This is a genomic window from Faecalimonas nexilis (assembly GCF_059731825.1).
Genome location: NZ_AP029189.1, coordinates 1181889 through 1203869, shown reverse-complemented (window position 1 = coordinate 1203869; position 21981 = coordinate 1181889). Strand labels below are relative to the sequence as shown.

Here is a 21981-nt window from a genome sequence, read left to right as displayed (position 1 = left end):
AATATTTTTATCGAATTTATAGTGCATATAATATGAGTTTTTAACACATTCTAATCACATAACATGAAGTATAAACTCATGCTAGGTGATTAAAAATGAGAAAAAAGAAAGATACGCACAGCTTTGATTTTCGTCCTTTAGGACTGGCAATCAGAGAAGCCAGAGAGAAAGCAGGGCTTTCCAGAAATGATTTAGGAGATAAAGTCTTTTACGGAGAACGTCATATCGCAGATATTGAAAATATCGGGAAACACCCTAGCTTTCAGTTATTCCATGATTTAGTTACCATGTTCAATATATCTGTTGACGAGTATTTCTATCCAGCGAAGAATGTTGAAAAAAATACAGCCCGCCGTCAGATAGATTCGTCACTTGATTTATTGAGTGATAACGAATTAAAAATCATTCAAGGTACGATTGACGGTATCTTGAACAGCAGAGAGAATAAGAAGTGATTTGCTTCTTATTTTCTCTGTTTTTCTATACAGATTCTTCAACGCTTATTTGCTGATCTGCTCCGCAGGCAACAAATAAGAGCCGATAATATATAAGTTACAATAACTTACAAATTATCGGCTCTGCGTCTTAGCGTCTGGCTCTCTGATAATTATATTTCCATGTTTTATATTGATTAGAGTTTCCTGTTTGCACTTCGGACAGAATAACGGAAAATTTATCAATTCTGTATCGTCCCGTATTTTGATTCGTGTCTTGTTGTTACAAATAGGACATAACACCCATGATTGATTACTCATAGAAGCACCACCTTTGCGACAATAGATTTTTAAAATTTAATCTTTGTCTTTTTTGTAATCGTATAAATATATTCCTCTGGTGTGGGACGCTTATTTCTAAACAACTTTCTGAAATTCGCTTGTACCTCTGGGTCGGTGCTGGTCATTGCTTCATCAATAGTAGCTTCTATATCAGTCCGAATATCAGCAAGCGATGCTCCATCTGCTTTAGCACCAGTTTTCAACATTTTTTTAATATGTCGTTTTTTTAATCCTACCATATTTTTAATCTCTGTTATATAAAAGCGTTCCTAACCTTTATGTATTTTGTTGTCCAGATAAAAATTTCTGTTTTGATAAAGCAAGTTCTTTGTGTAAATGCACCGCCATAAAAATAGTAATCACAGCAGAAAGTACATCAGCGATTGGCTGGGCGTACATAATGCCGTTGATTCCCCAAAATACTGGAAGAATCAGAATTACAGGTATGAAACAAATTCCTTGCCGACAAGCTCCTAAAAAGAAACCAGCTAACCCTTTCCCAAGAGCGAGTAATAATGAAGAATATACAGTATAGAAGCCAAACAACATAAATGAAAAACCATTTATCCGTAAAGATTGAGTTCCTACACGAATCATATCTAAATCCATTTTTGTGAATTGTGATATGATTCCTTTTGAAAATATTGCCAATATCAATCCATAAATAACACAAAATATGGTAGACCATAAAATTGATGTTTTAATTGCTTCTTGTAAACGGTAAAATTTCTTTGCACCATAACTATATCCGGCAATCGGCTGAAAACCTTTAATAAATCCAAATACCATCAAACTTCCCATAGAAACAATTCTTGTCACAGCCCCCATACCAGCAATTACAGAATCTCCATAGACCATAGATTTTGTATTTACAAAAGAAATAGAAAGGCTTGTTAATATCTGAAAAACAAGTGTTGGTATTCCGATTTTAAATATCTCTGACATAATATCTTTTGTAAATGAAAAATTCCTAATTCTAAAATGATAGGTACTTTTTTTTCTAAGAATAAATGTTAAATAAACTAATGTAGAAACAATCTGTGAAATAGCAGTTGCGATTGCCGCTCCTGCAACACCCATATTTAATATATAAATGAATACAGGGTCTAAACCAATATTCAATATTGCACCAGTCATTAAGGCACACATAGTTGTTTTTGCCGCTCCCTCACTGGTTACAATATTATTCATCGTTACATTAAACACATTGAAAATACAAGAAATAATATAAATGCTGGCATAGGTAATAGCGTAAGGCATGATACTGTCTGTTGCTCCTAAAAATTTAAGAATAGGACGAAGAAAAATTATGGATAAAATAATCATAATTGCACCTACAGTAATACTACTATACAATGCCGTACTTGCTACTTGATTTGCTTTTTCTTTGTCACCCTTTCCTAATAATCTAGACAGATAAGATGCTGAACCATTTCCAAACAGTAAGCCTAATCCCACTACTACTTGACCAAGTGGATAAACTACTGAGATTGCTCCCATCTGACTTGTACCCAAACTACCTACAAAATAGGCATCCACCAGATTGTAGATAGCATTTACCATCATACCCAACATGGTAGGGATTCCCATAGCCATAAGGGCTTTTGGTATCGGAGCATTTCCTAATAACTCCATTTTGTTGTTACGATTGTTCATTCAAAAATCTCCTTTCTCTTGACATGAATTATAAAATATAATAGTATAAATTACAGCATATTTAGCTGTAGGAATTATACTACTATAATTTATAGTAACTGTCAATATAAATGGAGGAAAAATTTATGGCAACGATTGATTTAATAGTATTAGGGATTCTCAAAAAAGAATCCATGAGTGCATACGATATTCAAAAAATGGTGGAATATCGAAACATCTCTAAATGGGTAAAAATTAGTACTCCCTCAATCTACAAAAAAGTGATTCAGTTAGAGGGAAAAGGCTATATCACTAGCACACAGGTTAAAGATGGAAAAATGCCAGAAAAAGCAGTTTACACATTGACTGATTCCGGAAATTCTCAATTTGAAAAACTTATGCTAGATATATCCTGCAAACCAATTCATATTTTTTTAGATTTTAATGCCGTAATTGTCAACCTTGACAGTTTATCCAAAGATAATCAAAAACTATGTCTTGATAATATCGAAAATAATATTAAAATGCTTAAATCATATATAGAGGAAAATAGGAATTTTAAAAAGAATATTCCTGAAATCCCCAAAACTGGATTAGCCGTTTTAGAACAACAGGCTATTCTTGTACAAGCAATCGAAACATGGATTATGTCAATGAGAGAGCATCTTAATTTGTAATATCCCTCCCCAAAATATAAAGGGCTTGCTATGCGTAGTTTATACGAAAGCAAGCCTTTTGTCTTATTTAATAATCTTCCAGTTATCGTCCTTATGTAACACAAGTTCATACTGTGAGATTTGCGTCATTTTCGACTTATTATCCAGATATTTCACAGACACGCTGACCTTGAGGTTATCACCGTCTTCGGTAAAGACAGGGTTTACCAGTTCTGAAAATACATAGTCGCCGGATACAGGAGCAAGCACACCGTCTTTGACATAGTAGGCAAGTTCCTTTTCCGTAGCTGTTGGATAGAGCTTAAAGAATGTTTCCAAGAAAGCGGTAGCGTCCTTGACTGTATCGGAACTGACACTGACATCGGCTTCCTGTGCTTTCGGTTCATACTTTGATTTCTGCACTGCCGGAGCAAGGGTTGGATTCTGGGTAATGACCATTGCACCGTCCTTATCCACATGAACGGTCACGGTGTAGTTTTCTGTGACTGCCTGTGTCTGTTCTCCCTCTTTTACCTGCTGATCTACTTCGTAGGCAACGGTAAAATCGTTCGTTCCAGACTGCTCTACATTCCAGACCAGCACATTTGTAACGGTCGCACTGGTTGGTATGTCCGTTCTGATGGTATCGGCGTTCAAGTCCTGCAATTCTTTGGTAAGGTATTTACTGATTTCTGTTGTCCTTGCTTCAATGGCTTCCTTGCTGGTATCCCATGAGTAGTAGGCTTTCGCAAAGTTCTTGACGAAATTCTCAATACCGTTGGTATCGTTCAATCTTAGCTGAATGATTTCTTTTTCATGTACCGTGTGGGTGTCAATGGCGGTAAAGTTCTTATACACACCAAAGCTGGTGCTTGCCAGAAGCACCGCCCACAACAGCAGGACAGATTTCTTATGTGTCCCGACTTTCATGGTACGCACTTTCTTATTCTTAGGTGCTTTCTCTGTTTTTTCTTTTTTCTTAAACATATTTCAAGTCCTTTCTATTGTTTGATTCTTCCGGCACAAATGATGTGCTGTTGCCAGTAGGCAGAGGTCAAATCGGTATAGCCGATTGGATTTCCGGCATGATACATCTGATTGTTTCCCACATAGATTCCCACATGGGTAACATAGTCACTGGTATTATAAGTGGAATGGAAAAAGACCAAATCGCCAGCCTGTGCCTGTGACAATGGGATATGCTGGGTTGCGTCATACTGTGCCTGTGCAGTTCGTGGCAGGCTGATTCCGGCTTTTCCGTAGCACCACTGGGTAAGACCAGAACAGTCAAAAGAGGTGTTCGGGTTACTGCCACCGTAGACATATTTCCAGCCTTGATACTTCAACGCTTCATTCATAACCGCCTGTACCGTTTCGTTGCTGAACTGCTTCACGGTCAGATATTGGTTGACCAGCTCTACATAGAACATATTTCCGTAGTTATAACGCCAGCCACCATTTTTACTGACCGCTATCGGGTTCGTATAGGTCACTTTTGTACCGCCGGATTTATTCTTTGCGAAATTCTCTGCAAGGTTGAAGCTGTGCTTTTTCCCGTTCTTCGCAACATAGTCTGCATAGCCACCACCATAGTTATAAGATTGAATGACCACGTTAATGTCATTCATACCTTTGGCTTTACAGGAAGAAAGCAGGGACGCAAAATATTTACACCCCTGCTTAATGGATTCTTCTGTACTTAATGAGTTTGGCGGTAGTCCAAGACTTTCGCTGGACTGCATGACATCGGTAGCCGTACCGCCACTTTCCACCTGTATGATGGCAAGCAGGACGTTCACATACTCCGAGATACCGTTTTCTCTGGCGTATTTTTCTACCATTGTCTGATGTTTGAGGACATCGGCTGACAGGTTCATGCCAGAATAGACAGGCGAATAACTGTTGGAACTGTCGTCATCTTCGCCGGAAATCAGTATCCCGAAAAAGAGGACGATGGAGAAAAGGACAGGAAATATCGCACCTATGATAAGGATACGTTTTAATCTCATTTCTTCCGTCCTTTCTCTGAATGTTTCGTAACAGTTTTACGGGCAGATTTTCCATTGACCTGTGTTTTCTGTACCGTAGATTTCTTATGATTACTGCTGGATTCCGCTACGTTTGGCTGATTCGCTCTGGCAACAGCTTTGACCTGCTGTTCCTGTCTGATATTGGTTCGGACAGTTTCTTTTCCAGCCTTGACTTCTGCATTTTTTATCACAGGAGAAGTAGCAGGACGTTTCATATCCGGCGTTTTGACCGTATCGGTCTGTGCAGGTTTTGGAACAGGTGTGGCAACAGGGCGTTCATGGCTTCTGGTAGCTCCGGCTGTCGCTGATCCATTCGCATGAACTGTCTGTTTTGCTTCCTGTGCTTTCTGCAATTCCTGTTTTTTCTGTGAGATATTTTCCCTGTGCAGATTGCGTTTCTGTGTACGCTGTTCCTGTCGGTTTTCCCGTTCTTCCACAACGCCACGCTTAAAGTCTGATACATTATCCTTTGCTTTCTGTTTTGCAGAGTGGACAGCATAACCAGCCTGTGTCGGCAAGTCTTTCACATTTTCTTTCAGAGAGGAAGCACTGTCACGGACTTTATTTTTCGTATCCATCACAGCACCTACCGCAGAACCGACACGGCTTCCCATGCTGGCAGAGGTATTTTCCCGTTTCTTTGGTGGTTGGTTCGTTGCTGGCTTTCCGGCTCTGGCAACACTTGCACCAGCCACCGCACCTGCAACACTTCCAGCACCGACAGCCCTTGCAATCCTGTGTTCCATACGTCTTGCCCTGTGTCGCATGAACACCATCGGTCTACGGAATATCCGGCGACCTATCTGCTGGCTATCATTCGCATTAAGGCTGAACATACTCATTAGTTCTCCGAGCTTCATATAGATTCCGGCAAAGCAGATTATCTGCAAAAACGCCACCATGAAGAACGGATAGTCCGTGGAAATGTTGTAGAACATACTGGAAATCGAAAATACTACGGTCACAATCAGAGTGATTCCGGCTCTTGTCATAATGGCATTGAACACACGGACAACTGCCTGTTTTGCCATATTTTCATAGGTTGGTATCATGGACAGTAAGAAGCTGATAGGCAGAAACATGGCATATATGATAAAAAGTATCTGGGAAAATAACATCATGCCGGTAAGCAGGAAGATAAAGATTGTGATACCGAGATTAAAAATGAGCAGGAAGAACACCATGCCAAGACGGTTGACGACCTGTGGAATGGTAAGGTTGTCATTGTCGTTATCCTCAATCTCTGTTTTCACAACATTTTCCCTTGTTTCCCCATCTTCATCGGACGGGCTGGAAGATACCAGAGCTTCCACACGGTCAGCACCGATTTCTTCGGTATCGCTGTTCCCGAACTGCAATAACAGCCACGGTTTTTCTACCTGTATCGCAAACAGGCTGTCACGAATAAGGTCTACGCTGTCTTTCCCTTTGCTTTGTGAATCGGGGAGCATGATTTTTGTCCCCAAATCCAGAGAAGCGGTGCTGATGTCTGAACTGAAATCATTGATTTTCTGGATATAATTGGGAGCGTAGGCAATAAAGGACGCAGACACGATAAATACCACCACAAAGTTGATAACGGCGTGAAGTGCCTTGCTTGTTTCCCGTTTGAGAAGCCCTGTATAGGCGGTATAAACACCTACAATCAAAATGATAATGAGCAGGAATCCCACATAGAATCCACTGCTGGAAAATCCGTTTTCGGTCACTCCGGCAAGTGTCTGGATACTTTTCCCGATACTGTCTGCCATGTCATTGATGAAGTCCAGCTTATACGCCTGTTGCACCACATATCCTGTGGCATTGCTAAGATACAGGCTGATTGTCCAGACAAAATTTGTGATACAGTAAAGCCCGTACTGCACCGATTTTCCAATGCCGTCCAGCCAGTTCCACGGTAGCCAAGACCAGCTATTGTCCACATAGAAATCAAGCTGATAGTTGGAAAGCGGATACTTTGAATACAGGTTGTCTGCATTGACCGTATCATCGACCAGTCCAGACGCATGAGCTACCGTCCCAAGCAGGGACAGCAGTACCAGCGTAACGGTCACGGCAAGCAGTACCAGTTTCAGTACATGGAATACCTTTTCTCTTGTGATAGATTTCATCATTCCAAATCCACCTCACTTTTTATCGGCGGTCTGGTATCAAAGGCATGGAGCAGTTCTACAAAGACAGGGTGTATCTGTACCACACCGACACGTCCGTATAAATCCTGCATTAAGCATTGTCCGTTCTCCAAATCCCTCAACCGTTTCTGGTTATTTTCGTCCTCACTGTCCAGCCCGAAAAACTCTAAGGTCTGCTTGATTTCATTGGTATCTGTGGAGCGGAACGCAAACTTTAAGCCGATGTTATTTTTCAGACTTTCTTTCGATACGTCCCCAGAGCTTTGTGTCACGAAATAGACTCCGGCGTTCATGGCTCTACCAGCACGCACCAGCTTATTTGAGAGTGTTTCGCCCTGTGCCACATTTAAGAACGCCCATGCTTCGTCCAAGTCCACGATTTTAAAAATGCTTCGGTCACTGTGAATGAAATCAAGGGCAAAGGTGCTGATAACAATTAAGATGGATACCGACAACAGTTCAATGGTCGTGTATTCCTCAAAGGTAGTATCCTTATCCGGCAGAACCAAATCTGCAACCTGTATGATGTTGAGCTGGTTATCCAGACTGATTGCATTTTCCACCGAACCGTCTGAGAACAAAAGCTGTGCAAAATCATAGTCCGTAAAACTTTCGATATGGTCTGCAATGTTACGGGATACGGCGGTATCCTCTTTTCGCAGTTCCTCAATGACCTGCAACAGCCCGTGATTCTGATTCTGGGATACCGTGCGGACAGCTTTTCTAAGGACAGGGAACTTTTCGCCGTCACGACTGCTGATACCTGTAAGGAATGTCAGAATGTCGATGGCAAGGCTTTCAGCGTCCTTGACATCTTTCATAATCACATACGGGTCTAACAGCCCTTGATTGCTGGAATCACTGGTAATGTTTACAATGTTGATTTCCTCCGCAATTTCCGGCAGTGTTTCTTTCCAGTTTCCACGCTATAGCGATAGGTAACTTTTTGATGTTATCTCCAAGTTTTCCCCCGCTTCACACCGTACATGAAACTTTCGCTTCATACGGCGTTCCATCATATCCAAATAGATTTATAAGTTATTTCCCAGTTATTGTCTGGTATCCGTAATTCGTCCGTATTCTGTTCAGTTTTTTCTTCTGCTGACTATTAAGAACATAACCTTTTAACAGTGATTTTGCTTCGTCTGCTGATTCTGTTAGGATTGCCTTTGCAATGGGAATTTCCACAAATGCCAGATTAGAATATCTGTCAAGGTTATCTCCTTTGTCTGATTTGTGAATACATATCAGAGTGGACGGAGTTCCTCGACGATTCATTACATAGCAGTTGCCTTGTTGTGCGATATATGCCGAAATACGATTGTCGTTAAACTCTACGCTATCGGCAGGGTTTTCATTTTCCAACAACGCTCGGATTTCTTCTTTTGTTACAACTACAACGTCCTCATGCACCTTGTTTCTCCCTTGCTTTGTAAAATTACAAATATCTTGCGAGAAATTCATAGGATTTTTGTGTTGTACTCCTTGAATCGGCAATAGCGGATTATCCGCAATCATCACTATTTTTGTTTTTGGTCTGATTCCTTTTGTCCTGCTCTGAAATTCTGAACTTGTACTTTCAAATGGAACTGATTTTGCAATGTTCCTTAAACGGATTCGTATGGTCGGTAAGAGAGCGTAACTTACTTCTGTCAGGTTGTTATATACGTTAGTTGCTATGCAGTAGTAATTCTGCATACCGATAACTGTCAGATTATATCTGCTGATATTGAAGCCAGTCGTATGTCTGGCTATATCTTTTACCTTTAACTTTAGATTTGTTTTCGCTTTCTTTAATGCTTTTTGGTTCATATCTGTTTTGGCAACATAACCGTGTTTCGTTCTTCCTTTTGGAATGACTTTGATTTTGAACCCCAGAAAATCTGATGAATTTTTCTTCAGATTTACTACCTTTGATTTCTCTGGACTGATTTCTAATTTCAGCCTTTTATTAAGAAAATCTACGGTACTGTGGTAAAATCTTTGTGCTTCTCCATAGGTTGAACACATGATTTTAAAATCATCAGCGTAACGTACAATAAAACCGCTTTTCAGTTTGGTATATTTCTTTGCGTATTGAAGCCACCCATTTTTACTGCGGTTCTTCGGCTGGAATGTTTCCCACTGACTGCTTACCCACCAGTCTAATTCATTAAGGACTATGAGGGAGAGCAGTGGACTTAACAGACCGCCTTGTGGCGTTCCTTTTTCTGGGACACCCTCGCCGTCAATTTCGGCTTTCAGCATTTTGCTGATAATGCAAATCAATCTTTTATCCCGAATACCAAGTGTCCAGATTTGTTTTAATAGTTTTCCATGATTGACATTATCGAAAAATCCTTTAATGTCTACGTCAACACAGTAATGATATTTTGATAAATTTATCAGTGTCGTTACTCTGCTGACTGCATGGTGGGCACTTCGATTCGCACGGAATCCATAGGAATGATTATGGAACTTTGGTTCGCATATCGGCTCTAGGACTTGCAGGATACATTGTTGTACCAGCCTGTCCCAGATACACGGAATCCCCAATGGACGCATTTTATCGCTCCCAGCTTTTGGAATGAAAACACGTCTGACTGATTTGGGGCGGTAGTTGCTAAGGCTTTCCCGAACGGTAGCAACAATCTCAGCATTGCTGAGTTGTTTTATATCGTCTATCGTCATTCCATCCGTTCCAGCCGTTTTACTGCCACTGTTTGATTTCAGATTACGGTAAGCTAAACAAATATTTTGTTCCGAACCAATAATTTCAAGTAACTTATAAAAGTTATTACCGTTCTTGCTCTGTGCGTATAACTCGTCATAAATATGTTGCATATCATAATACTCGTTATAGCGGAGCTTGTTTTTCTTTAGCATGGTCTGTACCCTCCTTGTTTGCAGGAGCAAGTACATCTCTTAGTCTTACTCGAACCCATACCATTTTTCTTAGTAATTCTATTCTTCATATGACTAGTGGCTATCCCTCCACCGCTTGTTATCACGGTTTCATAGGTACTGTGCCACCACTCTCACTGACATTAACACACCTTATATCATTGCTAATCTCACAATAACTTTCTGATGTGAACACTTCACAGACAGTAAAATCTCCATGTTGTCAGCTTTCAACGTTCCAAACACACTATCTGTACATATATCCTTAGGTTTCCTCTATAAGCCTGCTACCTTGATAACGCCTTTAACGTTATATGGATTTTCATAAATGCGGAGTCTTACTCACCCACAGTAGCGACACTGTTTGTGTCACTGGACATTTCTATCCAGCCCCGATATAGACCTGTACATTCAAGGATTCGTCAGTAGACCTCTCATCTACATTCTAACCATAGATATTTTATAGACTTCCGGCATATAGGACACAACGCCCACCTCTGGGAATCTTTCGTCAGCATTATCTGTTACGGTGTCTGTCTGCCGACTTCACCGAGCTTCTGACAGAGCCTTGTTTACTCAAGTTTCTGCCAGTCGGAGTATTAAAGTAGCCTTTCAGGGCGTTACCCCGTCATTCGACTATTCGTGTGTTTAGTTCTCCAACACACATTAAATATTGATTTAATGAAGTGCTGTGCCTACTCTTTTCAAGTAGGAACGTTTCGCACCACTTTTCGGGTCTAGGATAACTGCCTGTCCACCGAACAGAACGGAATAATACACCAGCAGGTTATTACAGAATGATTTTCCACCACCAAGCGAACCTACAAAAGCAGAAGCCAACGCATTTGTGACCGTACCTTTTACCCCTTGACTGGCAAGGGACGGTTGCAGGTAGACATTTCTTCCTGTATCCACGGAATAGCCGATATAGATTCCTGTATTTTCTCCCAACATCTGGGTAGCACCGAAACCAAGTCCGGCTAAAAAATCGGATTTCACATACTGGATATAATCATTGATATAACGCTTACTGGCTGGAAGAAACTCTCCATGCAGTCCCATCATATCTCCGGCAGGTCGTACCAGCTTCACATTCAAATCATCGTAAAAGTCCTTGACTTCATCACAACGGCGTTTCAGTTCGTCAAGATCGGGTGCAGACACCCGTATGACGTAACTTAATTTATACATACTTTCCTTGCTCTGGTCTAAATCTGTTTCCAGTTCATCGACACTGTCCAAGGCTTCCACCACATTTGAACTTGTTTCGTTTCCGGCTTGATAGGCGTGATTATCCAAGTCCTTTAATTCCTTTTTCTTGTTACGGACAGTGGTTAAGGCTTTCTTATTCCCGACAATCTCAACATTCATAGACGTATCCACAGGGAATGTGAACTGCTGTTGCTGGAAATAAAAGATTTCCGATGATGGGAAGTCCAGTTCTCCGACAATGGCATTGACCGTAAAGTAGGACACATAGCTTTCACTGTCCTCATGTTCCAGACGCAAATATCGCTGGCTTTCTTCCACCACGCAACGGGTAGGACGGATAAGGTCATAATACTTAATCAGTGTTTCTCTTTTTAATTTTCTTTTTGGAAGAGGATACACATAATCTTCGTAGGCTATCCCGTCCCTGCCGTAGAGGTGTTCCATCAGATACGCAAAGTCTTTGGCTTCCAGTCGGCGGATTTTGAACCTACGGGAGATTTTGTTTTCCAGTAATTTCTCCATCTTCACATAACGGTTGATTTCATCATTGCTCATAGAAACAAAGTCGTTCATCAGCGTATGCCTTACCTCATTCAAAAACTCACGGAATGTTAGAAATACCGATTTTTTGATGTTCTTCAGATTGACTTCGTCCTCTGTGACCATGAGCTTGAATCCCAGAAAGAAACGGTAATCTACTTGATTGTCGCCTATCATGGATACAAGGGCTTCGGTCTGGTCGTCTATCTTTTGGATTGCTACCTCACGGAGCTTTCCAGTGACCAGCTTCTTTGACTGTTCCTGTATGCTTCGGATTGAATTTTCGGTTGCAATCTGTAACGCATGAATCTTTCCCTCACGGGACTGTGCGATAAGCTGACGGAAGCTGTCATGCACAAGGTATTTCTGCTCTGGGGATAAGAACGAATAATTGTAAGGTATCAGCTCATAGTAGGCGAACACCTCATTGTCCTTATTCCAGACAAGGTTATTGTCGATATATTTAATCGGGAACATAGGTCACACTCCTTACTGCCGTGATAGTTTCCTCAAATTTCTGCTTATGCAGGTTCACGGCTTTTCCGGCATAAGTCACTTTGGGACGCAGGGCATACAGAACCATCGTCTTGATGTAATTGTATGGCTTTTTCCCGTCAAAGGTTTTCTGTGACATAAACCATGTAAGGGCAACGGGAATCCCGAAATATTTCAAAAACGCACCCTCAATCATGGAAAGTGGCGGTACATCTGCAAACAGAATGATGATAAATTCCGTCAGCACAAACCATGTAATCTGGGTAAAGGTCACAGGGAATGGCAGGTTTACATCATTGATGGCATACAGTACCTTTTCCACGTTCCAGATACTTGTATAACTTCGGATTTTCTTCACTTGTAAATGCTCCTTTCTTCATTTTCCTAACAACAGGGACAGCCGGATTTTCCAGACTGCCCCCAAGAGAAAAGCTGACAGTAGCACCAGTGGCGGTGCTGATCTGCCAGCCCTTAACGCAGTACCTCACAGATACCAGCGTTTGTTGCAATAAATGTCCCCTCTATATCGAGGTCACGCCCGTAGGCTTCATAGTCGATATAGTTCTGTAAAGAGGACGGGATTTCTCCGAGTACCTGTTCTTCATCAATCAGATAGTAGGCTAAATCGGTCATCGTTTCACAGCCGGAATACAGAATGATGTCGTCTTTATGCTCCACCAGTTCTTCCAGACTTCCATAATAGGATACGAAACTGTCCAAGTCGTCCAGCAGGTAATCCGGTAATTCTTCCAACTGCTCATAGATACGGTTCAGTTCTTCGATGGAAATGTATTCGCTAATCTCCATCGGGAAGTTGTCCGTATCATGGATTGCGTATTCTTCGTACTCTGCATTTAAGCCGATACGTTCTGCAATCACTTCTTCGTCCAACGGAAAAGAGAACCAGTCCCCGACCAGCTCTCCCTCATTGTACTTGCCAAGATTGGCTATATAGACTTGCATATCATCAATCATAAGCGGTTCACTTCCTTTCGGTTGTATTCATAAAATCTGCCATATGCAATACCACCATTAGAGCTTGAACATACCGTTGTTGCAGAGGGCATAGCGTCCTTTTTCTTCCAGCTCATGGGCGTAGGCTTCCAGATTAAAGTATTTCTTTCCCTTTTCGGAGAGGGCAGAAAATTCAATGTTATGCTCCAAGCGGTAACGGGCAACGTCCATGATGTTGTGGCACTCTGGATAAAACAGAAATTCTTCTGATTTCTGTAATAAATCCTCAACACCGCCACAATAGGGAATCAACTCTTTGTATGCCTGCTGAACTTCTGGCGATAAATCCGTGTAAGCAAAGTACAGCTTGTTTAACCGTCTGACAGATGTTGTCCTTACAATGTCGCCAGCAAAGGGGAGCTTCATATCAATGATTTGATAATCATTGCTGTCAGCTTCCACGCCGAGCAGGTCACGGAACAGCTCATAATCAATGGGTAAATCAAACCAGCGAGAGGTTTTATTCTCTGCTGATTTAGTCGTTTCAATCAATACGCTACATTCTTCCATAGGCTTTACGCTCCAATAATCTTATTGAATAACTGTAACAATACGTCTTTTACGCCGGACGCATTGAATACAAGACCAACGGCTACTAAGGCAACTACCAAGAATCCGATAAGTTTGGAAAACTCACGCTTGAATCCCAAGTAGATACCGATAACAACAATCGCCATCAGCACAAGGCTCTGTGCGTTGCTTAAAAACCAGTTATAAAGGTTCTGTCCAAAATTCATACTTTCTTTTCTCCTTTCAGTTCCATCATTTTTCGGTCAGACTGTCTGCCAGCCTGTAAAATACACATGGCAATCACGCCAACTGTTCCACCTAAAGAGAAGAACAGGAAGTCAAATAATAATCGTTGCATTTTTCAATTCTCCTTTTCTAAAATCACATCTTCGGTTGATGTGGTCTGTTGTTCGATTATCTTGTAGTGCTTTTCCGTCAGTTTCGTGGATTTACGGATTTCTTTCAGATAATCAATCCCTGTTTTCGCTGTGATTGTTTCCAGCATTTTGAGTGTCGGGTCAACCTGCCGTTGAATCCAGCGTAGGGTTCTGTCCAGTGTGTAGGGTTCGGGTTTGGTCGTGAGCTTTAACGGCTCTCTGTTTTCCCCGATGAACCACGCCCAGCGGACAGATAATTTCCAGTCGCTCCGTTTCTTGTCTGCTTCCTTATCCACAAAGCGTACATAGCGGTTGATAATAGAAAATGCCGTCCGTTCAGCGTCATAGTAGGTCAGCAGGTCACGGACAGCATAATAAGCACGTTCATTTTTCAACCGTATTTCAAATCTGTTTTTTATCGGTGCTTCCTCAATGGGAATCCCCAGTTTGATGTACTGTTCATAGCTTTTTTCATAGACACAGAAGTACACCTCACTTTTTAGCGAGCCGATATAAAGCGTATAACCCATACCAGCCTTGTCCTGTTCCTCATGCTTGACCAGTTCGCCGGAAGCATAGGACTTAAAGGAACGGAACACCGATACACATTCCTCATTCCGGCATTTTTCGGTCAGTTCTGGAATATCCAACATTCCTGTATGGTCATTGATGGCAAGGTCAAGGCGTTTCATCACACCGCCGTCCACCAGAGCGTCCATAAGGAAGTCATACCAGCTCCGTTCCTGTGCCAGCAGATAACTTTCAAACTGGCGACAGCCTTTTCCTTTCAGTTCCAGCAGAACACCTTTTTCTTCATCGGGAGAAGTGAATACGAAAATATCTCCGATGTAGTAGTGTTCCGTGTAGCTGTAATGCCCGAAGTCCTCATGTATCATGTACTGGATATTGAGCTGTAAGATGTCCTTAATGATGTGTCCAATATCCAGTGTCGGAAACCGTATCCTCACATAATCAAACAGCATGGTAAGCGGTGCTTCTGGGTTGAATTTTTCCAGAGCTTCCAGTAGTTTCACTTTCATTTCTTCTGTGACCGCCACCTTGCCGGATTCAATACGGCTTAAATGTTCACGGCTGATTCCAGCCATGACCGCAAGTTTCGTCTGGGATACACCGTACTGCAAACGCCTGTCTGCAAAATCCTGTATCCACTCTGTATCATTCAGTGCGATACCCCCTTTACAAAAAACTGTGACATTTTTAGTCCGATGTCACAGCAATAAAAAAAGCTACCAAACGCTTGATTTCAGCCAAGAATCGGTAACTTTTGTGTATGTTTCCTTGTGATTTGTGCCCCTCTGTTAGATACCGAGGGGCTTGATATATGCTGGCGTGGCTACCGCCACACCAGCAAGGCTAGTCCGTACCTGTGGCTTTCGCTTCGCACGCCACCTGTCCGTCCTGCCTTATGTGTGTAAGTTCCCCAATCGTACCCAAGAAATCATAGCCTTTGGGTACAAGGGGAGTGTAAAATTCTGATATGACGCTTGTTCCCACATCACAGTATCCACGTCCTTTGATTCGCTTCTGGAAAAACTGTTTTTTCACATCACTTCCAAAGAGCATACCGTAGCCGAGTTCACTCATGCGACCAAGCCCCACACGGAAGTTGAAGTTATCTCTGATACCGTCCCCGAAATACTTTGCGTCTGGACGCTGGCAAGCTACAATCAGAAAATAACCAGCCTGTCTGCCGAGCATGACGATTTTCTTTAGCTGGCTTAACAGGGCGGTGCTTTCTTTTGTTGTGAGCATTTCTAGGAAAGCCACGTATTCATCAAAGATAAGGAACTGTGGAGCAAGCCCCAGATAGGCATAGTTTTCCCCTGTGCGGTAGTTCGGGTGCAGTTTCATTTCTTCCGAGCGTGTGACCATGCCCTCATAAAAGGTATTGACGCAGTCAATCATATCGTCTTTCGTGTGGTAGACATTTCCCATGACCGTTCCCAAGTCTGCAAGGTCAGCGTTCTTCGGGTCAAGAATGTATAAATCCGCATTGGTTCTTAGCAGGGCTTCAATGATAGTCAGCAGAAAATAGGTCTTTCCACCACCTGTACCACCGCAGATAAGGGCATGGGGAAGTGAATCATATTCCCACACCAGATTTTTCATTAACCGCAGACCGCCATTTTCGGCTATCACTTCATCAACCGAAATACGGTTCGCTATCATATCATAGAGCAGGGTGTATTCGATATATCCGTCATGCAGTGTCTTGTCGGTCAGTTCACAGTACAGCCCCGATTCCAATTTATCCTCTAAGGACAGGAGCTGTTCTTGATATTTTCCCATTGTGATTTCACAGCGGATATGGAGCAATCCGTTGTCCATCTGATAGTAAATTTTGGGAAACCACACGATTTTTTCTCTTGATCTGCTTTGCAGGTCAGTGAAAAAACCGCTGTCTTTGGTGTTTTCGGCTTCATACCATTTATTTTCCAGCACCATACGAGCCAGTTTTTGTCTGTGTAGCAACCGCTTGATACGGTCATATCCGTAACGGTAGTAGAGAAAAGCGACCAATGCACAAACACCAGTCGCTATCAGAACCGTAATGGAATTGTAGGCAGTCCATGTGATTCCGGCATGGAGCAGGTTAAAATCTTTCCAGTCGGTAACAAGAAGCTGTCGCAGGTTTAGTAGCAGGAATACCGCAACGAACAGGAGCAACAGCCAGCCGATACAGAAATGATAAACCAGCGATTTATCACTGGCACGAATCCTGTTACCTTTAGATTTTTTCAATACTTTCATTAAAACTCCTTTCTTTGGGGATAAGAAAAGCAGTTAATCATGTAGACTAACTGCTTAATACTTTTATTTACTTAACGCACAAATTAAATCACGAATATTTGCGGATTTGTGATTATTATCCTCTGTCGTCCAAGCAACCGTTCTATTGAATTTTTTAAGTAATTTTATTAATTCATCAATATCTTTTACATCAGCATCCGTATATAAATACAACTTTCTCAATGTCTTATCTTGTGGTTTTCCTACCGACAAATGTTTATCTCCGATTAATACTGTTTTCTTTGCTTCATCGACTACATCAAGAGAGCTGATTATTTTTCTATTTTCCCGAAGAGTCTTAATTTTAGTTTCTTGTCTTATCTCTAATGGTATATTGGAATTAAGTTCTTCAAGAAAATGTTCAAAATCAAAAGGTTTTCCACTGTGAGTTAAACAGAGTTCTTCTGTCATCTCGTTCTGAATTTTTTCTGATATATATACATCAAATGTGCCTTTTTTATGGCTACCATACATTTTTAATTTTCTCAAAACTTTTGTGTTTCGCATATAAATAAAAAGTGTATCTTTAGCCTCTTTATCCTCATCAGACAAATACATCATAAACAAAAATCTACCTTTGCCAATTTGTATGTCAAAAGCAGTTGCCTTATCATCAGAATTCAAAGTAGCAAAATATATATTTTGCAATCTGTTAAAATTAAATTTAATTGGCATATTATTCACTCCCGTACTTTACTTAGAATATTATAACATTTTGCCAAAATACCTACAATGGAAATCTATACGCTACATTTATTTTTTAGGTTGTCCTTGTGAAATATTCTGAGAAATTCCAGCATGACCGTTTTTATTTTTTAAAACAATATCGTCTGCCTTTACATACCAGTCCACATCTGCACCACGGTAATTTGCATTGGCTACCGTATCTGCAACAGGGTTGATAAGTTCCACTTCGGCGTTGTAGTCATAGTCCTTTAACGGAACAGTCGCCGGAACGGATACCTGTATCATGCGTCCCTGTGTGTTGCATTTCAAATCGTAGGTGCGTTCCTTAATTTCTTCACTGACCGTTCCATCTTCATTCTGTACATGAACCTCACGGCGTAATGCGGAGAACTTCAACACTCCGAAAGTCTTTTCTTTATCAATGACGATTCCATTTGCTAATCTCATAATCTGAATACCCCCTTATTTACTTTCCACTGGTAACATATCGTCTGCAAGTAAGATGTAATTGACAAATCCACGTTCCCCGATTTTATAGCCATCGGTAGTGATTCGTGGGTTGATAAGTTTTACTTTCTGCTCTGGCGAGAAATGCTTTTCGCCAGCTTTGGCAGGAAGTGTCACAACTACATCATCGGCTCTCTGCACATCGGAATACAGGTTGTAGCTTCTGGTAATGACAGCCATACGCCCGTTGATTCTCTGTTGTTCCGTAGTATTTTCTCCGGCAAACTCCAGGTTTCCGAATGTCTTTTCCATGTTTGGTACGACAAATCTTAATTCCATAATAATTGACCTCTTTTCTTTCTATTTGTAAGTTCTTTCCTGCTGTACTTTGTGGGGAGCTACACTCCCCACGCCCCTAGTGGACTTCACGCTCCCGTAAACCAAGTGCTTCACGGGAGCGTGAAGTTGCAAAAAGGGTGGCGACCTTGAACGTTCCACCAACCGCTACGTTACTGCCTTATAATTTCTTTCTGCGGCGTTTGAAGTAAAGCATACCGCCAAGCCCTACGCAGGAAAGACCGAGCATGGCAAGATAAGCATAGATATTGGTATTGTCGCCTGTTTTTGGACTGTCACTTGTCTTAGTAACCGTAGACGGTGTATCCGGCGTGTCGGTATCCTTTGGTATGTCTGGGACTTCCGGCACTTCCTTGATTGTCACGGTCTGTCCATCGTCCGTGATGTCTTTATGTTCCGTCACTTTCTTTGGTTCGTCTGAATTGGTCATATCGTATAATTCCTCAAATGTGACAAGGCTCTTGCCACCAAGAGAAGAACCATCAAAGGTAAAGGCAATCTCAACCGTCATTTTTTCACTGTCGGCTGTAAACTCATAATCATTGGATACTTTCTTTCCATCAATCAAAAGTTCGGCATTTTCTTCTTTTAACATCTGCCAGCCGGAAAGTTTGTATTTTGTTCCAACTTCCAGACCATCTAATGTGACTTTATCCACAATCGTTACATCTTTTCCGGCTTCGATTTCTTTCTTGCCGTCCTTATCCGTAGCGGTCGTATGGATTTTGATGATACGTTCTGTGATAAGAACGGTCTGTCCATCATCGTTGATGTCCTTATGTTCGGCAACCTTGACAGGCTCTTTCGGATTGCTCATATCGTACAATTCCTCAAAGGTAACAAGGTTCTGACCGCCAAGAGCTGAACCGTCAAAGCTGTAAGTAATTTCAACTACCATTTTTTCGCTGTCAGCAGTGAAAGTGTAATCACTGTCTACACATTTCCCGTCAATCAGAAGTTCGGCATTTTCTTCCTTTAACATCTGCCAGCCGGATAATTTATATTTTGTTCCAACTTCCAAGCCATCAAGTGTGACTTTGTCCACGATCTTGATGTCTTTTCCGGCAACAATCATTTTTTCGCCAGTTTTCTTGTCGGTAGCTGTGGTATGGATTGTGATTTCTTTTTCATATTCATCGGTCAGTGTCCCTAAATTTACGGTCACTTTATTTCTGGATACGACCACCTCAAAAGCTGGAATCAGCTTAAATCCGGCGTTGGAATCACACTTTAATTCCTCAATCACATAGGTATCATAAAGTAATGCACCTTTGCTGTCGTCTGGCTCAGATGTTCCAAACCATACACCGTCCTCACTGGATTTTCCAGCATTGGTATTGACCTTGTGGGAAGCCCAGCTTGAAGCAGTGGAGAACTGACCGTTTTTGTCAGTGACTACAATATGGGATTCTCCCGTTGTCTTGCTTGTAATTCTGAATGGAACACCTGCAAGGCGTTTGTGTGTACCTGCACCGATTTTTACACCCTCAATATCGCCACGCTTAATCTGGTTGTAGACAGAGTGGGATTTGTCAGTCAAGTCTACGATTTTTCCATCTTCTGTGATAGAAAAGTCGATTGCCTTTGCACCATCTGTCAAGTAGCCCTCTGGTGCTTTGCTTTCTTCTAATCTGTAATTTCCGTAAGGGAGCAAGTCAGCAGAAGTAGAAGCAATTCCGTCAATGCCTGTCTGAATCTTCTTTACCGTTTCATTCTTGCTGTATAATTTTCCCTCAACCAGTACAGGACTGTCATTTAAGGAAATGATGTTGAACTCTGTGTACTGTAAGGTTGCACTTCCTTGTGCTTTGGTATCCTTTGTTTCAAGGTCACGTTTCTGGATTTTCACACCGCCACGGATAACCTTGTCAGATACGGTATACTGGTTGCTTCCAGAAAGTACAGCAAGTTCGCCATCTTCGGAAATCTGTGTAAGGTATGTTCCCTTAATCTGTTCGGAACTTCCGTCAGCCTGCATATATGCACCATCTAATAAGTAGCCGTTTGGTGCTTTTGTTTCTGTGACAGTGAGTGTACCAAGTGGCAGTACATTTTTACCGTCCTGTGTATAGAAGCTGTCGCCGGATACTTTGTAGCTGTCGGCAAGTCTGGATACATAATGGATAGTTCCGTCACTGTCTTTTTCTACAACGGTTTTCGTTGTCCATGTACGGGTAGCCTTTGCAGGAAGATTATCCGCATTGTAGTACCCGTCATAATAGCTCCATGCGAACTCTGCACCCTCTAAAGAAGCATTTCCCTGTGGAGTGGATTTTCCTGTTTCCATGTCGATTTTGAATAAATCAATCAAAGTTTCTGTGACCTTTGGAGTGTCAGTAACAGTCAATGTCGCTGTTTTTCCAACTTCCACATTTAAGGCATGGACAATAGAATCCAGCTTGTAACCCTTTGGAGCAGAAAGCTCTTTGATATACACTGTTCCAGCTTTTACCTCAACTTCTTTGGTATCGCCGTTTCCATCGGCAGTAAGTGTGGCAAGCTGGCTGTTACAGCCTTTATCAGAATAGACACCAAATGTTGCACCCTCAAAGGAATAGTTGGCATTGCCATCTGTGACCGTGGGATTGGAAGAAGTCTTTTTGACCTTTGCATTTCCCACATTTAACTTCGCCCAGAACTGTCCGATGTCCTGTCCTTCGCCAGTATAAATGTAACCGCCACATTCATAGCGTCCCTTATTTGCTTTCACAAATGCTTTCGCACCAGCGTAAACTTCATTCTGTACTGCCTGTGAGATTTCATTATAGGAAGCTCTGACGTTATCGCACTGCCAGCCGAGCTGTTCACTCAACCTCTGCCAGACAACACACTGTTCCAGCAAGTATCCCTGTTTGTAATTCAAGTTCGTATGAGAAGCGGTATATTGCTTGACGTACTCTAAGGAAAGAGCAACGTCCGCAATCTGATCACTACTCATACGTGTACTTGCGTCAGACCTTGTTTTATATCCATTCTTGAAATTGGTATTGATGTCCACGCAGTAGGCAGTTTCGCCCTCAACTTTCATGTGTCCCTCATGGAATGTAGATTTGATAGAACCATCATTCATAACGTGTTCAATGTAGCCGACACGTTCTGCTGATTCTGTCCAGTATTGATTGCCGGAAGCATGAACCGCCGTCACTGGTAATGCCGTGAGAATGGTTGCAAAAGCAAGCGTTCCTGTCAGCAATCGCTTTACTAGCTTATTCATATTTTCTCTTTCTCCTTTCGATTTTGGGTATGAAAAAAGCCGTCCATTTCTGAACGACTGGAAATAGAAAAGGAACGCCAAAAGTGTACGTTCCATAGTCTATAAAATATTTAATTTTTCTCTCTGGTGTGCTATCTGACGCCAATTTTGACCCCAAATTTCTGAAAAATGACGATTTTTGATGAACAGCTACAAATTTTCAAAA

At 41.7% G+C, this 21981-nt stretch carries 20 protein-coding genes and 2 pseudogenes; 2 read left to right on the top strand and 20 right to left on the bottom strand.

Features of this window, described 5'->3' with window-relative positions; translation table 11 throughout:
* Window positions 1–95: 95 nt before the first annotated feature.
* A complete protein-coding gene (locus AC6I5B_RS06005; RefSeq protein WP_005342894.1) occupies window positions 96–455 on the top strand; it encodes a helix-turn-helix transcriptional regulator in 360 nt (119 codons plus the stop codon).
* A 114-nt stretch (window positions 456–569) separates the two neighbouring features.
* On the opposite strand, the gene AC6I5B_RS06000 is transcribed toward AC6I5B_RS06005, so the two are convergent.
* Genes AC6I5B_RS06000 through AC6I5B_RS05990 form a run of 3 tightly spaced genes read right to left on the bottom strand, consistent with a single transcriptional unit; the run spans window position 570 to window position 2432 of the window.
* Window positions 570–755, bottom strand: a complete 186-nt coding sequence (locus AC6I5B_RS06000) for a cysteine-rich KTR domain-containing protein (RefSeq protein WP_082419275.1) — start codon at window positions 753–755, stop codon at window positions 570–572.
* 29 nt (window positions 756–784) lie between these two features.
* On the bottom strand, window positions 785–1015 hold the full coding sequence (locus tag AC6I5B_RS05995; protein WP_055153262.1) for a hypothetical protein: 231 nt from the start codon (window positions 1013–1015) through the stop codon (window positions 785–787).
* Between the two features lie 37 nt (window positions 1016–1052).
* Window positions 1053–2432 carry an MATE family efflux transporter gene (locus AC6I5B_RS05990; RefSeq protein ID WP_055153260.1) on the bottom strand — a complete coding sequence of 460 codons (1380 nt, stop codon included), beginning with the start codon at window positions 2430–2432 and terminating at the stop codon, window positions 1053–1055.
* 125 nt (window positions 2433–2557) lie between these two features.
* Here AC6I5B_RS05990 and AC6I5B_RS05985 point away from each other — a divergent pair, with 125 nt between their 5' ends.
* Window positions 2558–3088 (top strand): PadR family transcriptional regulator, encoded by a 531-nt coding sequence (locus tag AC6I5B_RS05985; protein WP_055153258.1) that lies wholly within the window; start codon window positions 2558–2560, stop codon window positions 3086–3088.
* Window positions 3089–3151: 63 nt separating this feature from the next.
* Here AC6I5B_RS05985 and AC6I5B_RS05980 read toward each other — a convergent pair whose 3' ends face one another.
* From AC6I5B_RS05980 to AC6I5B_RS05900, 17 genes and pseudogenes are all read right to left on the bottom strand, one after another.
* Window positions 3152–4054: a conjugal transfer protein gene (locus tag AC6I5B_RS05980; protein ID WP_195464679.1), complete on the bottom strand. Its 903-nt coding sequence runs from the start codon at window positions 4052–4054 to the stop codon at window positions 3152–3154.
* Window positions 4055–4068: 14 nt separating this feature from the next.
* Entirely contained in the window at window positions 4069–5076 is a 1008-nt protein-coding gene (locus tag AC6I5B_RS05975) for a bifunctional lytic transglycosylase/C40 family peptidase (protein WP_195464677.1), read from the bottom strand.
* A complete protein-coding gene (locus AC6I5B_RS05970) occupies window positions 5073–7211 on the bottom strand; it encodes a CD3337/EF1877 family mobilome membrane protein (protein WP_195464676.1) in 2139 nt (712 codons plus the stop codon). The genes AC6I5B_RS05975 and AC6I5B_RS05970 overlap by 4 nt, the downstream gene beginning before the upstream one ends.
* Window positions 7208–8155: pseudogene (locus AC6I5B_RS05965) on the bottom strand (ATP-binding protein); the annotation flags it as partial. The gene AC6I5B_RS05970 and the pseudogene AC6I5B_RS05965, both read right to left, overlap by 4 nt.
* A 112-nt stretch (window positions 8156–8267) precedes the next feature.
* Window positions 8268–10094 carry a group II intron reverse transcriptase/maturase gene (ltrA, locus tag AC6I5B_RS05960; protein ID WP_002298631.1) on the bottom strand — a complete coding sequence of 609 codons (1827 nt, stop codon included), beginning with the start codon at window positions 10092–10094 and terminating at the stop codon, window positions 8268–8270.
* Between the two features lie 744 nt (window positions 10095–10838).
* Window positions 10839–12341: pseudogene (locus tag AC6I5B_RS05955) on the bottom strand (ATP-binding protein); the annotation flags it as partial.
* Window positions 12328–12717, bottom strand: coding sequence for a conjugal transfer protein (locus AC6I5B_RS05950; protein ID WP_195464672.1), 390 nt, complete (start codon window positions 12715–12717; stop codon window positions 12328–12330). The pseudogene AC6I5B_RS05955 and the gene AC6I5B_RS05950, both read right to left, overlap by 14 nt.
* 113 nt (window positions 12718–12830) lie before the next feature.
* Entirely contained in the window at window positions 12831–13334 is a 504-nt protein-coding gene (locus tag AC6I5B_RS05945; RefSeq protein WP_055153250.1) for an antirestriction protein ArdA, read from the bottom strand.
* 57 nt (window positions 13335–13391) lie between these two features.
* Window positions 13392–13883 carry an antirestriction protein ArdA gene (locus AC6I5B_RS05940; protein ID WP_195464670.1) on the bottom strand — a complete coding sequence of 164 codons (492 nt, stop codon included), beginning with the start codon at window positions 13881–13883 and terminating at the stop codon, window positions 13392–13394.
* Between the two features lie 5 nt (window positions 13884–13888).
* A complete protein-coding gene (locus AC6I5B_RS05935) occupies window positions 13889–14110 on the bottom strand; it encodes a hypothetical protein (RefSeq protein ID WP_004844214.1) in 222 nt (73 codons plus the stop codon).
* The gene (locus tag AC6I5B_RS05930) at window positions 14107–14241 is read right to left on the bottom strand and encodes a DUF3789 domain-containing protein (protein ID WP_005423185.1); all 135 of its coding nucleotides are present in this window, start codon (window positions 14239–14241) and stop codon (window positions 14107–14109) included. Before AC6I5B_RS05930 ends, AC6I5B_RS05935 begins: the two co-directional genes overlap by 4 nt.
* A 3-nt stretch (window positions 14242–14244) precedes the next feature.
* The gene (mobT, locus tag AC6I5B_RS05925) at window positions 14245–15450 is read right to left on the bottom strand and encodes a MobT family relaxase (RefSeq protein ID WP_195464710.1); all 1206 of its coding nucleotides are present in this window, start codon (window positions 15448–15450) and stop codon (window positions 14245–14247) included.
* 184 nt (window positions 15451–15634) lie between these two features.
* Complete coding sequence (locus AC6I5B_RS05920; RefSeq protein ID WP_195464669.1) at window positions 15635–17032, bottom strand: FtsK/SpoIIIE domain-containing protein; 1398 nt, start codon at window positions 17030–17032, stop codon at window positions 15635–15637.
* A gap of 63 nt (window positions 17033–17095) precedes the next feature.
* Window positions 17096–17746: a hypothetical protein gene (locus AC6I5B_RS05915; protein WP_195464667.1), complete on the bottom strand. Its 651-nt coding sequence runs from the start codon at window positions 17744–17746 to the stop codon at window positions 17096–17098.
* A 78-nt stretch (window positions 17747–17824) separates the two neighbouring features.
* Window positions 17825–18205, bottom strand: a complete 381-nt coding sequence (locus tag AC6I5B_RS05910) for a YdcP family protein (RefSeq protein WP_195464664.1) — start codon at window positions 18203–18205, stop codon at window positions 17825–17827.
* A 15-nt stretch (window positions 18206–18220) separates the two neighbouring features.
* The gene (locus AC6I5B_RS05905; protein ID WP_055167000.1) at window positions 18221–18544 is read right to left on the bottom strand and encodes a YdcP family protein; all 324 of its coding nucleotides are present in this window, start codon (window positions 18542–18544) and stop codon (window positions 18221–18223) included.
* 178 nt (window positions 18545–18722) lie between these two features.
* Window positions 18723–21776, bottom strand: a complete 3054-nt coding sequence (locus AC6I5B_RS05900; RefSeq protein ID WP_195464662.1) for a VaFE repeat-containing surface-anchored protein — start codon at window positions 21774–21776, stop codon at window positions 18723–18725.
* Window positions 21777–21981: the final 205 nt, after the last annotated feature.